Raw genomic sequence first — 12,435 nt, 5'->3', positions numbered from 1 at the left:
GTTCATGACACATAAGATAGCGCCCCATGTCAGTTCAAAAAATACAAAACAGCCCCTGGTCCCTGCAGGGGCCGATGCGGCGCGTGGTCTATGTGGCCTTGTACGAGGCAATTGCGATTGTGGCCGCCACGGCAGGCCTGTCTGCCTTGTCGGGCCAGGGTGCTGCGCACTCGGGCGTGGTGGCCGCTGCATCGTCGGCCATCGCGATTGTGTGGAATGTGGTCTGGAACCATCTGTTCGAGCGCTGGGAAGCCAGCCAACCCACCCGGGGGCGTGGCCTGGGCCGCCGCATTGCGCATGCGCTGGGCATGGAAGGGGGCCTCGTCTTCATGCTCGTGCCGCTGTTTGCCTGGTGGTTTGACGTCAGCCTCTGGGAAGCCCTGGTGATGGACATCGGCCTGCTGCTGTTCTTCCTGGTCTACACCTTTGTGTTCAACTGGTCGTTTGACCGTCTGTTTGGCCTGCCGCAATCGGCGCAGTAAGCCAGCCATAAAAGCACAACGGGGCGTCGTGTCACCACGACGCCCCGTTGCTATTGAACCTCGGTCTTAGCGAATCCAGGCAATCATCAGCTGCAGCACAAAGGCGTTGATGATGTCGATAAAGAACGCGCCCACCAGCGGCACGATCAAGAAGGCCTTGTGCGAGGGCCCGTACTGGCTGGTGATGGCCTGCATGTTGGCAACAGCGGTGGGCGTGGCGCCCATGCCAAAGCCGCAGTGGCCGGCGGCCAGCACGGCAGCATCGTAGTTGCGGCCCATGGTGCGGAAGGTGATGAAGACAGCAAACAGCGCCAGTGCCACGGTCTGCACGGCCAGGATGACCATCAGCGGCCCGGCCAGATCGGCCAGCTCCCAGAGCTTGAGCGACAGCAGCGCAATGGCCAGGTAGATCGACAGGCCGGCGTTGCCGAACACATCGATGGCGCGGTCAAACACCTTGAAGCCAAAACCATAGTCGAGCACATTGCGGATCACCACGCCGCCGCCCAGCGCCCAGACAAAGGTGGGCAGCTGCAGCTTGGTGCCCTGGGTGGCGCTGGTCATGAACTCGGCAAAGGCCAGGCAACCGGCAAACAGCGCCAGGGTTTCGATGGCCGCCTCGGCCGTGATCAGGCGCGGGGCGGTATTGGGCGTTTCAAAGTTGGCAGGCTCCGTGCCTTCGCTGGCGCTGCTGTGCGCGCCGGTCTGCGCGTCTGCCAGGCTGCGTGGCTGGGCCAGCTGGTGGCGGGTGATCAGGCGCTTGGCCAACGGGCCGCCGAGCAGGCCGCCAATGACCAGGCCAAAGGTGGCGCAGGCAATGCCCAAGGCGGTGGCACCGCTCAGGCCGTATTGGTTCTCCAGCACCGAGCCCCAGGCGCCAGCGGTGCCATGGCCACCCAGCAAGGTGATCGAGCCTGCGACCAGGCCAATCAGCGGGTCCAGCCCCAGCAAGGTGGCCAGGCCCACGCCCACGCCGTTTTGTACAAAGATAAAGGCGACGATCACGCCCAGAAACACCACCAGGCCCATGCCGCCCTCACGCAGCTTGGCAAAGTTGGCGCTCAGCCCGATCGACGAGAAGAACACCAGCATGAAGGTGGTCTGCATGCCGGTGGCAAAGGCCAGGGTCAGGCCGGTGGCCTGGTGCAGCGCAAAGATGATGGCCGCAACGACCAAGCCGCCGGAGACCGGCTCGGGGATGTTGAAGTCGCGCAGAAAGCGGATATGCCGCGTCAGCAGCTTGCCCAGCAAGAGCACGAGGACGGCAAAGATCAGGGTGTAGTAAGCACTGAAACTCAGATGCAAGGGAATTCTCCTCAAATAGCAGGCCTTGACCTGGTTGAACACAGAAAGCCGGTGTTAGCTATAGATTGGCGGTTTTTGCCGGCAAAGTGCTGCAATATGGGTGAAAGCTAAAGTATCGTTTCATTAAATAAGGCTATAACCAACCTTGGTGAGTGGTGTTTATGGCTATGGACAAGTTCCCTTGCCTGTGCTTTAGCAGCCCGCCTGGCTTAAAATGCGGGGCCTTGTCCCAAGGAGCGCTGCAGCAGGCCGGTGGTACCCCCATCGCAGGCCTGTCAGGCTTGGGGCAGGTGGACGGGCATGCACGGCATCGCCCGCATCAACGGCGCTCACCTGTTCTGTCTCTGTTTTCTGGTTTTTACAGGTGAGCCCCATGTCCGCGTCTGCCGTCCCCGTTTCCGTTCCTCCCATGCGCCTGTCGGGCCTGGAGCCCGTGTTTGTTGGCGAGGACAGCCTGTTTGTCAACGTGGGTGAACGCACCAACGTCACGGGCTCCAAGGCCTTTGCGCGCCTGATCCTGAACGAGCAGTACGAAGAGGCCCTGGCCGTTGCGCGCCAGCAGGTGGAAAACGGCGCCCAGGTGATCGACGTGAACATGGACGAGGCCATGCTCGACAGCAAGGCGGCGATGGTGCGGTTCCTGAACCTGATCGCCTCCGAGCCCGATATCGCCCGCGTGCCCATCATGGTCGACAGCTCCAAATGGGAGGTGATCGAAGCGGGCCTGCGCTGCATCCAGGGCAAGGGCATCGTCAACTCCATCTCGATGAAGGAGGGGGTGGACGAGTTCAAGAAGCATGCGCGCCTGGTCAAGCGCTATGGCGCGGCGGCCGTGGTCATGGCCTTTGATGAAAAAGGCCAGGCCGACACCTACGAGCGCAAGATCGAGATCTGCGAGCGCGCCTACCGCATCCTGGTCGATGAGGTGGGTTTCCCGCCCGAGGACATCATCTTCGACCCCAACATCTTTGCCGTGGCCACCGGCATCGAAGAGCACAACAACTACGGCGTGGACTTCATCGAAGCCACGCGCTGGATCAAGCAGAACCTGCCCGGCGCCAAGGTGAGCGGCGGTGTGTCCAACGTGTCGTTCTCGTTCCGTGGCAACGACCCGGTGCGTGAGGCGATCCACACCGTGTTCCTCTACCACGCGATCCAGGCGGGCATGGACATGGGTATTGTCAACGCCGGCATGGTCGGCGTCTATGACGACCTGGAGCCGGTGCTGCGCGAGCGCGTCGAGGACGTGGTGCTGAACCGCCGCCCCGACGCTGGCGAGCGCCTGGTGGAAGTGGCCGACAGCGCCAAGAGCGGTGCCAAGGATGACAGCAAGAAGCTGGAATGGCGCGGCACGCCCGAGAACCCTAAGACCGTGAACGAGCGCCTGTCGCATGCGCTGGTGCATGGCATCACCGACTTCATCACCGAAGACACCGAAGAGGCCTACCAGGCCATCGTCGTGCAAGGCGGCGGGCGCCCGCTGCATGTGATCGAAGGCCCGCTGATGGACGGCATGAACGTGGTCGGTGACCTGTTTGGTGCCGGCAAGATGTTCCTGCCCCAGGTGGTCAAGTCGGCCCGCGTGATGAAGCAGGCCGTGGCCCACCTGGTGCCCTACATCGAAGAGGAAAAGCGCCAGCAGGAAGCAGCAGGCATCGACGTGTCGAGCAAGGGCAAGATCGTCATCGCCACCGTCAAGGGCGATGTGCATGACATCGGCAAGAACATCGTCACCGTGGTGCTGCAGTGCAATAACTTCGAGGTCATCAACATGGGCGTGATGGTGCCCTGCCACGAGATCCTGGCCCGGGCCAAGGCCGAGGGCGCCGACATCATCGGCCTGTCGGGCCTGATCACGCCCAGCCTGGAAGAGATGCAATACGTGGCCGGCGAGATGCACAAGGACGACTATTTCCGCGTCAAGAAGATCCCGCTGCTGATTGGCGGCGCTACTTGCTCACGCGTGCATACCGCAGTGAAGATCGCCCCCAAGTACGAAGGCCCGGTGCTCTATGTGCCCGATGCCTCGCGCAGCGTGAGCGTGGCCCAGAGCCTGCTCGGCGAGAACAAGGACCGCTACCTGCAGGAGGTGGAGGCCGACTACGACAAGGTGCGCACCCAGCACGCCAACAAAAAGAAGACACCGCTGTGGACCCTGGCGCAGGCCCGCGCCAATGCCACCCCGGTGGACTTTGCCGCGCACCCGCCCGTCACGCCCCGCGTGCTGGGCCGCCGCGTGTTCAAGAACTTTGACCTGGCCGAGATCGCCCAGTACATCGACTGGGGCCCCTTCTTTCAGACCTGGGACCTGGCCGGCCCGTACCCGGCCATCCTCGACGACGAGGTGGTGGGTGTGGAGGCCCGCAAGGTGCTGGCCGATGCCCAGGCCATGCTCAAGAAGATCATCGAAGGCCGCTGGCTGCAGGCCAATGGCGTGATGGGCCTGTTCCCCGCCAACCGGGTGGGCGACGACATCGTGTTCTACACCGACGAGTCGCGCAGCACCGAGCTGCTGACCTGGTATGGCATGCGCCAGCAAACCGAAAAGCAGGCAGTGGACGGTGTGATGCGCCCGAGCCGCTGCCTGTCCGACTTTGTGGCCAGCAAGGAATCGGGCATTGGCGATTACGCCGGCCTGTTTGCGGTCACCGCCGGCATCGGTGCCGAGAAGAAGGACAAGGAATTTGAAGCCGCGCTGGACGACTACAGCGGCATCATGTTCAAGGCCCTGGCCGACCGCCTGGCCGAAGCCTTTGCCGAATGCCTGCACCTGCGCGTGCGCAAGGACCTGTGGGGCTATGCCGCCGATGAGCAGCTGAGCAACGAGCAGCTGATCAAGGAAAAATACCAGGGCGTGCGCCCCGCCCCCGGCTACCCCGCCTGCCCAGACCACACCGCCAAGATCGACCTGTTCAAGGCGCTGGACGCCGCCGACATCGGCATGCAGCTGACCGAGAGCCTGGCCATGTTCCCCGCCTCCAGCGTCAGCGGCTTCTACCTGGGCTACCCCGAAGCGGTCTACTTCAACGTCGGCGAAATCGGTGAAGACCAGCTGGCCGATATGGCAGAGCGCCGGGGCATGGACATCGAAGTGCTGCGCCGGGCGCTGGCGCCGAATCTGGCATAAATACAAGCCATAGGCTGTAAAACGGAAATACAAACCAAGACTTGTATTCGCGAAATACAGCCTATGGGTTGTGGCCTCACAATAGCTGCTCCTGAGTTACTGTGAATGGGGAGCACGCATGGATGAATTTATCGTCCAAACCAGCCGCCAACTACCGATATTTCTGAGCGCTTTTCGCAAGGCGGCGAAGCTCACCCAGGCAGATGTGGCCATGCGCATGGGGGTGACCCAGCAGACGGTCTCTGCGATGGAACGCAATCCCCAGGCGGTCAGCGCTGAGCGCTTGATGAAACTCCTGAGCGTTCTGGGCGTCGACCTGGTACTGCGGTCACACCCGGAACCGCGCGACTATGCCGGCTCTGAACTCCGGTCACTGGATGATTGGTAAAGCGCGGTTGACGAGCTGCTCGGCGTCTATTCCAACCCTTAACCCGCCAGAACCGCCTCCAGATGCGCACGCAGCGAAGTAGCGCGCTCCGGCACCCGGGGCAGCGCTGCCTGGGCGATGGACTGAGCCAGTGCAACCTCACCCAATAGGGTGGCCACCCGGGCCCAGGTGAGCAGGTGGGCGGGGTGCCGCTCCGCGTCCTGCGCGGCCTGCCGGGCGGCGGCTAAAAACGATGCGGGGTAGTCGTTGAAGGGCGCAAAAAAGGCCTGGGATTGCCGCTGCCATTCCGACACCAGAAAGGCCACCGATTCGGCCGCATCCTGTGCGCTGGCGCCGTAGGCCAACTCGGCGTCTGTGGCGTTGCGAAAGCCGGCGATGACCGAGCCGCGCCAGGCGCAGTCATGGTCGCGCATGGTTTGCGGCGCGGGCAGGGTGCCGCCAGCCACATCGCCCAGCGCCAACAGATGGGCCCCCAGGTTGACCTGGAACACCGCGCTGCGCGGGCGGTGCTGGATCTCTAAGATGTGCACCACGCCACCGTCCAGCACACGCCGGGCGATATCGCCTTGGCGCACAAAGCCGGCGGCCTGCAGCAGCGGAAAGAACTGCGCACGCAGTTCGCTGGTAATCGTTTTACGGTCCATGGCAGTGGCTGGTGGCTAATCGGGTGGAAGGCGCAGACCGGGGGTCCGCCGCGCTTCCCTGCTTATAAACGGTTCGGGATGGCTTGCTTTGTCGTCGATCGCTACATGCGAAATCTACATATCGATTGAATTAAATCGTCGTTGCCTGACGACGCTATGCATTTCTACACTGGGCCTCAGTCAAGGTTTCGCTGGCAAGGGCATGGTGCCCTGGTCTGGGATCTCAGAAAGCATAGCTATGAAAAACAAGGTATGGACGATGGTGGCGACCGCTGCAGTGGCGGCACTGGCATCGGGGGCGGTGTGGGCGGATCGCCTGCAGGACATCAAGCAGGCAGGGGTGCTGCGCGTGGCAGCCTTTGATGCCAATCCACCGTTTGGTTTTGTCGATCCCAAGACCCGCAAGATCGTGGGCCTGGATGTGGACTATGCGCAGGCCTTTGCGCAGCGCCTGGGGGTCAAGCTGCAGCTGGTGCCGACCAACCCGGCCAACCGCGTGCCGCTGCTGCTGTCGAACAAGGTCGATCTGGTGCTGGCCAATTTCACGATCACCGACGAGCGTGCCAAGCAGGTGGGCTTCAGCGTTCCCTACTTTGCCTCGGGCACCCAGTTCATTGCCGCCAAGGGCACGCTGACCTCGCCCGAGCAGCTGAACCAGTTGCGCATCGGCGTGGACAAGGGCACCACCAACGAGATCGTGCTGCGCGAGAAGCACCCGCAGGCCACCTTGGTGGCCTATGACGACACCCCGTTTGCGTTCACCGCGCTGCGCAATGGCAATGTGCAGGCCATCTCGCAAGACGGCCCCAAGCTGGTCGGCCTGCTGGCCACCATCAAGGACAAGCAGGAGCGCGACAAGTGGGAGGTGCCGGCGTTCACGATCTCCAGTGACTACATTGGCGTGGGCATTCCGAAGGGAGAGGCGGCGCTGACCGACTTCGTCAACACCGCGCTGAAGGAGCTGGAGGCCAGCGGCCAGGCCGGCAAGATTTACGACACCTGGTTCGGGCCGCAAAGCGCGACGCCGCTGGTGCGCAACTTCAAGATCGGCGACAAGCAATAAGCACCTAGCTGCTGCGCAGCCCCGCGTCCGACAAGACGCGGCTGCGTGCGTTTGGCGTTGGCATTTATGCAATTTTTGATGTCCTGGCTGGAGCCACTGTGGCCGCATGTGCTGGCGGCCAAGTACTGGCGCTGGCTGCTCGATGGCTGGTGCACCACGGTGCTGGCGTCGCTGCTGGTGATTGCGGCATCCACGGTGCTGGGCATAGCCTTTGCGGTCGCGCGCAGTGCGGCCTGGGCGCCGCTGCGCTGGCTGGCGCTGGGCTACCTGTCGGTGTTTCGCAATACGCCGCTCCTGGTGCAGCTGTTCTTTTGGTACTTTGGCGTGCCCAGCCTGCTGCCGCCCGCGTGGATGGCCTGGCTCAACCAGGCGCACAGCCTGGCGCTGGGCCCGCTCAGCCTGGGCTGGCCGTCGCTGGAGTTCCTCTCGGCCTGCATCGGCATGGTGTTCTATGCCACCGCCTACGTGGGCGAAGAGGTACGCGCCGGCATCAACAGCGTGCCCGCCAGCCAGAGCCAGGCGGCGCGCTCGCTGGGCATGGATGGCTGGCAATTGCTGCGCCATATCGTGCTGCCCCAGGCGCTGGCGCGCGTGGTGTCGCCGCTGATGGGCCAGTACATGAACATCGTCAAGAACACCTCGCTGGGCATGGCCATTGGCCTGGCCGAGCTCTCGTACCGGGCGCGCCAGGCGGAGGCCGAGACCTTCCAGTCCTTCCAGGTCTATGGCATCACTACCTTGCTCTACATCGTGCTGATCATCGGGCTGGAGCTGCTCAGCCAGCACCTGGCCCAGCGCCGCCGCTGGGGCCGGGTGGAGCTGCGGCGCGCATGAACTTTGCTGCTCTGAGCGATGACTGGCGCTACCTGCTGCTGGGCACTTTCCCTGACGGACCGCCGGGCGGCGCGCTGCTGAGCCTGATCCTGAGTGCCGTCTCCGGCGTGCTGTCTGCATTGCTGGGGCTGGCGCTGGGCATTGCGCTGGTGATGGGGCGGGGCCGGGCCTTGCAGTGCCTGCGGGTGGTACTGGGCTTTCTGCGTGCCATTCCGGTGCTGCTGCTGATCTTCTGGATTTATTTCTTGCTGCCGGTGCTGTTCCGGATCGATGTGCCGGGCAGCTTCTCGGTGGTGTGCGCGCTGTCGCTGGTCAGTGGCGCCTACCTGGCCCATGGCGTGGCCGCCGGCCTGCAGGCGATTGCGCCGGGCCAGTGGGATGCCGGCGCTGCGCTGGGCCTGACGCGCTGGCAGGTGCTGCGCAGCCTCATCCTGCCCCAGGCGCTGGCGGTGATGCTGCCCTCGTTCGTGAACCAGTGGGTGACCCTGATCAAGGACAGCTCGCTGGCCTATATCGTCGGCGTGGGCGAGCTGTCCTTTCTGTCCACCCAGGTCAATGCGCGGCTGATGGTGCACCCGGCCGAGGTGTTCCTGCTGGTGGGCGCCATCTACTGGCTGATGTGCTCGGCGCTCAACCTGCTGGCCTGGGCCGTGGCGCGGCGCAGCCAACCGCATTTCGCACGCTGAGTTGGCACGCTGATGCGGGCATGAAAAAAGGACGCCAGGCGTCCTTTTCGGGGTGAGCGCTGCAGCGCTGCGATTACTGGTTCTTCAGCTCGGCGATGTAGGCATCGCGAGCCTTCACACCGGTGGGGGTGAAGTCGGTGAACACGCCGTCGATGCCCAGGCGGTAGTAGGCCAGGAACTCTTGCACCGGGTCACCCTTGTAGATGCCGGCCAGGCGGCCCGCTTCGTCGCGGAAGGTGAAGCTGTGCACGATCAGGCCAGCCTTGTGGGCGTTGGCGATCAGGCCCGTGTCCTTGAGGGTGTTGACGTCCTTCAAGCCTGCGCCTTCCTTGTAGGGCACGACGGAATGGGCCAGGATCTGTGGCTTCCAGGGGCCGATGCCGTCGGCATAGGTCTTGATCTCGGCCAGGCCGGCAGGGGTCTGCATGGCGGCAAAGGTGCGGGCATCGCCAGCCAGGGTCCAGCTGAAGGGGCGGCCGCTGATGAAGGTCCATTCATCGGTGGTGATGTAGACCATCGAGCCGTCCTTCAGGTCGAAGTCATTGCCATCGATCAGCTGCACGCCCTTGGCCTTCATGCCGGCCTTGCGCAGGTACTTCAGGCTCTCGGGGTCAAAGCTCTGGATGTAGATGGCCGAGTCCTTGCTGTTGAGCTTGTTCTTCTCGAGCAGCGCCATCACGGCATCTTCAAACGGGTGGTTGCCGCTGCCGCAACCATTGGCAATCGCCTGCTGGTTGTTCCAGTAGGGGTTCTTGGTTTCGGCGTAGACGGGGATGGTGCGGCCCAGCGACTTGCCCTTGGCTGCTGCGATGTCGATCACATCCTGGGCGCTGATCAGCGGCAGCTTGCCGTTCCACTCGGTGGGGCGGTCAGCGCGGTTGTCCAAGGTGGTACCGGCGATCCAGTCGCGCATTTCCTGCATCGTGAAGTCGCTGATCGACCAGTCGTTGGTGTGGTCTTCGCCGTCAACGATCAGGGCTTTGAGCACCGACTTCTGGTTGCCGGGCTCGACCAGGTCGGTCAGATACTTGCTGGGGCCGTTGGCTGGAATGGCGGGGTATTTCACATCGACCAGCACGCCAGGCGTGGTGCGCTTGCGGGCTGCCACGGCGGAGTTGGTCTTGGCTACATCGGCGATATTGGTGCTGTCGCTCAGCCAGGCGTTGTGGCGTGCCACCAGCTGGCAGTCACGCGTCATGTGCATGTCCAGCTCCAGCATGTCGGCGCCGGCGTCTGCGGCTTTTTCGTAGGCCATGCGGGTCTGCTCGGGGTACATGCCGGAGTAGCCACGGTGCGCGATCACCTGGGGCTGCTTGCCGTCCAGGGTCTTGAAGCTGGGATCATCATCGCCGCCGCCACAGGCGGTCAGCAGCAGTGCGCCGCACAGGGCAGAGCCCAGCGCAGCCAGGCGAAATGTGGGTTGGTGTGTTGTCATCGTCCGTTGTCCCCAGGGTTGGTGAATCAGCAAGTGGAAGGATGCTGCGGGGACGGTGTGACGGCGCTGTGACAATGTAAAGCACGCGTCTACGGCTCACAACAGGCGAGGTGTGCCGGCCCCTTGTCGGCCGTTGAAAGCTTCTGTAGGGCCGTCCACCACCGGTTGCCGCAGGCATCCGCATCCAGCGCACCAGCGTAGTGCAAGCCCGGTGGCGGGCCCAGTGTTTTCGATGCTGCAGTGCGGCAACTGTGGTGTTCTGTCCAATCGCCCATCAGGCGCGGCCCAGCCACCATACCAGGCCCAGCGCCAGCGCCGCAGGCACGGCAAAGTTGACGAGCAAGATCGGCAGCTCCTGCGCAACGGTATAGCCGGCCTTGTGCACGCCTACCCACATATTGACCAGCGCCACGCCCAGCCAGACCGGGATGAAATATTTGGCGGCCAGCATGATGCTGTCCGCATCGGCGCCCCAGAGCTTGCCCAGCAGGGCAAAGACGGCCAACAGCAGCAGGCCGGTCAGCATGACCAAGAGCATATGCATGGGCAACTCCTTGTAGTGGCCGGAGGGCGCGGCCCTCCGAAGGCTTATTTTGTCGTATAGCCGCCGTTGATCAGAATCGTCTGCCCGGTGATCCACCAGCCATCGCTCACCAGGTGGCGCACAAAGGGCACCACGTCTTCGATGTCGGTCAGGCCCGTCTGGCTGAACGGCGACAGCGCCGCCGCGCTCTTGTGGTAAGCCTGGGCATCGGCGCTTTCCTGGCCGTAGAAGAAGGGCGTGTCCATGGGGCCGGGCCCCACGGCGGTGACCGAGATGCCCCGCGCGCCCAGCTCCTTGGCCGCTGCGCGGGTGTAGTGCTCCACAGGCGCCTTGGTGCCCGCGTAGGACGAATAAAACGGCGTGAACGCGCCCAGCAGCGAGGTGACCAGGGTGCAGATCTTGCCGCCATCGTTCACATGCTTGCCGGCCTCTTTCAGAAAGAAGAACGCAGCCTTGTTGTTGACCGCGTCCATCTCGTCGAATTCGGCTTCACTGATCTCGGACATCGGCTTTTTCAGCACCTTGCCGACGGTGTTGATGGCGATGTCGGGGCGGCCCACAGCGGCCACCGCATCGGCAAACAGCTTCTTCACCGCCGAGGCTGTGCTCAGGTCGCCTTGCAAGGCGATGGCGGTGGCGCCCATCTTTTCCAGCGCTGCCACGGTCTTGAGCGCATCGGCCTTGCTCGCAGCGCTGTTGTAGTGGATGGCGACGGCCTTGGCGCCATGGTGGACGAGGTCGGTGGCCAGCAGGCCACCGAGGTTCTTGGCACCACCGGCGATCAGAGCGGTTTTGCCTTGGATGCTGTGCTTGGGGTTGGACATGAAAAGCTCCTTGGGATGAGCTGTTCAGCGTAATTGGTCATAAAACAAAGATAAATATAGAATTTATTCCATGTTTATCCATGATTTACTAACAATGGCTGCGCTGCAGGTTTGGCATGGACCGCGTTGACCTGCTGCGCATCTTCTTGCGCGTGGCCGCCACTGGCAGCTTTTCGCAGGCCGCTGACCAGCTGGCGCTGCCCCGGCCCACGGTGTCGCTGGCGGTGCAGCAGCTGGAGGCCCGGTTGGGCACGCGCCTGCTCCACCGCACCACGCGCAAGGTGGCGCTGACCCTGGATGGCCAGGCGCTGGTCGACCGTGCCAGCAGCCTGGTCGATGAGATGCAGGATCTGGAGCAGCGCTTTCGCCCGCAGGCGCATGCGGTGGCAGGGCGCTTGCGTATTGATGTGCCCAGCCGCGTGGCGCGGCTGATCGTGGCGCCCGCCTTGCCGGCGCTGCTGGCGCAGCACCCGGGGCTGGAGGTGGATTTGGGCTCCAGCGACCGGGCGGTGGACCTGGTGCAGGAGCACATCGACTGCGTCCTGCGCGTGGGCCCGCTGGCTGGCAGCTCGCTGGTGGCCAAGTCGCTGGGCAGCATGGAATTGATCAACTGCGCCAGCCCGGCCTACCTGGCCCGGCATGGCCGTCCGCAAAGCCCGGCGGAGTTGGCCGGCCACCAGAGCGTGCACTACAACTCGCCCACCACCGGGCGCGCTGCCGCCTGGGAATGGCTGGAGGGCGGGGCCGAGCACAGTAGGGTCCTGCCCGGTGCCGTGGGGGCCAACCATGTGGAGAGCTATATCGCCTGCGCGCTGGCAGGCCTGGGGCTGATCCAGATTCCGCGCTATGACGTGCAGGACCATCTGCAATCGGGCGAGCTGGTAGAGGTGCTGCAGGCCTACCCACCGCCTGCGCTGCCGGTGCATGTGCTCTACCTGCACCGCGCGCATCTGTCGCGCCGGGTGCGGGTGTTCATCGACTGGATCGAGCAGCTGCTGGTGCAGGCCGGGGCGATTGCGCCTGGCACGGCGGCTGCCGCGTTGCCGCCATGACAAAGAGCCTCTCACGCCATGGGCGTTGAGAGGCTCTTGCGGGGGACCGGG

General features: G+C 63.8%; 12 protein-coding genes and 1 riboswitch. Of the genes, 7 read left to right on the top strand and 5 right to left on the bottom strand.

The features are described 5' to 3' along the window. Positions 1-26 precede the first annotated feature (26 nt). Positions 27-482, top strand: a complete 456-nt coding sequence (locus LPW39_RS09045) for a PACE efflux transporter (RefSeq protein WP_230773784.1) — start codon at positions 27-29, stop codon at positions 480-482. A gap of 66 nt (positions 483-548) precedes the next feature. Here LPW39_RS09045 and gltS read toward each other — a convergent pair whose 3' ends face one another. Further along, positions 549-1,787 carry a sodium/glutamate symporter gene (gene gltS / locus LPW39_RS09040; protein WP_230773779.1) on the bottom strand — a complete coding sequence of 413 codons (1,239 nt, stop codon included), beginning with the start codon at positions 1,785-1,787 and terminating at the stop codon, positions 549-551. Positions 1,788-2,012: 225 nt separating this feature from the next. After that, positions 2,013-2,125: riboswitch (S-adenosyl-L-homocysteine riboswitch) on the top strand. A 35-nt stretch (positions 2,126-2,160) separates the two neighbouring features. Between gltS and metH the strand changes: the two genes are divergently transcribed. Both metH and LPW39_RS09030 read left to right on the top strand, forming a co-directional pair. After that, on the top strand, positions 2,161-4,914 hold the full coding sequence (metH, locus tag LPW39_RS09035) for a methionine synthase (RefSeq protein WP_230773774.1): 2,754 nt from the start codon (positions 2,161-2,163) through the stop codon (positions 4,912-4,914). A 118-nt stretch (positions 4,915-5,032) separates the two neighbouring features. After that, entirely contained in the window at positions 5,033-5,302 is a 270-nt protein-coding gene (locus LPW39_RS09030; RefSeq protein WP_230773768.1) for a helix-turn-helix domain-containing protein, read from the top strand. 38 nt (positions 5,303-5,340) lie between these two features. Here the strand turns inward: LPW39_RS09030 and LPW39_RS09025 are convergent, their stop codons facing one another. Beyond that, the gene (locus LPW39_RS09025) at positions 5,341-5,946 is read right to left on the bottom strand and encodes a DUF4304 domain-containing protein (protein WP_230773766.1); all 606 of its coding nucleotides are present in this window, start codon (positions 5,944-5,946) and stop codon (positions 5,341-5,343) included. Between the two features lie 238 nt (positions 5,947-6,184). Between LPW39_RS09025 and LPW39_RS09020 the strand changes: the two genes are divergently transcribed. The 3 genes from LPW39_RS09020 (at position 6,185) to LPW39_RS09010 (ending at position 8,529) form a co-directional block, all read left to right on the top strand. Next, positions 6,185-7,009: an ABC transporter substrate-binding protein gene (locus LPW39_RS09020; protein ID WP_407928819.1), complete on the top strand. Its 825-nt coding sequence runs from the start codon at positions 6,185-6,187 to the stop codon at positions 7,007-7,009. A 66-nt stretch (positions 7,010-7,075) separates the two neighbouring features. Continuing rightward, on the top strand, positions 7,076-7,843 hold the full coding sequence (locus LPW39_RS09015; protein WP_230773760.1) for an amino acid ABC transporter permease: 768 nt from the start codon (positions 7,076-7,078) through the stop codon (positions 7,841-7,843). Then, entirely contained in the window at positions 7,840-8,529 is a 690-nt protein-coding gene (locus tag LPW39_RS09010) for an amino acid ABC transporter permease (protein ID WP_230773755.1), read from the top strand. The genes LPW39_RS09015 and LPW39_RS09010 overlap by 4 nt, the downstream gene beginning before the upstream one ends. A 73-nt stretch (positions 8,530-8,602) precedes the next feature. Here the strand turns inward: LPW39_RS09010 and LPW39_RS09005 are convergent, their stop codons facing one another. The 3 genes from LPW39_RS09005 to LPW39_RS08995 all read right to left on the bottom strand — a co-directional run bounded on the left by LPW39_RS09005 (position 8,603) and on the right by LPW39_RS08995 (position 11,332). Then, the gene (locus tag LPW39_RS09005; protein ID WP_230773750.1) at positions 8,603-9,964 is read right to left on the bottom strand and encodes a glycerophosphodiester phosphodiesterase family protein; all 1,362 of its coding nucleotides are present in this window, start codon (positions 9,962-9,964) and stop codon (positions 8,603-8,605) included. 274 nt (positions 9,965-10,238) lie between these two features. Next, positions 10,239-10,508 carry a hypothetical protein gene (locus LPW39_RS09000; RefSeq protein WP_230773749.1) on the bottom strand — a complete coding sequence of 90 codons (270 nt, stop codon included), beginning with the start codon at positions 10,506-10,508 and terminating at the stop codon, positions 10,239-10,241. Positions 10,509-10,552: 44 nt separating this feature from the next. Then, positions 10,553-11,332 carry an SDR family oxidoreductase gene (locus LPW39_RS08995; RefSeq protein WP_230773747.1) on the bottom strand — a complete coding sequence of 260 codons (780 nt, stop codon included), beginning with the start codon at positions 11,330-11,332 and terminating at the stop codon, positions 10,553-10,555. 116 nt (positions 11,333-11,448) lie between these two features. Between LPW39_RS08995 and LPW39_RS08990 the strand changes: the two genes are divergently transcribed. Then, positions 11,449-12,384, top strand: coding sequence for a LysR family transcriptional regulator (locus tag LPW39_RS08990; protein ID WP_230773744.1), 936 nt, complete (start codon positions 11,449-11,451; stop codon positions 12,382-12,384). Positions 12,385-12,435 lie beyond the last annotated feature (51 nt).

The sequence above is a fragment of the Comamonas koreensis genome (assembly GCF_021026195.1).
GTDB classification, from domain to species: domain Bacteria; phylum Pseudomonadota; class Gammaproteobacteria; order Burkholderiales; family Burkholderiaceae_C; genus Comamonas; species Comamonas koreensis.
The sequence above is the reverse complement of the archived record's forward strand: the minus strand, read 5'-3'. Positions and strand labels throughout refer to the sequence as shown.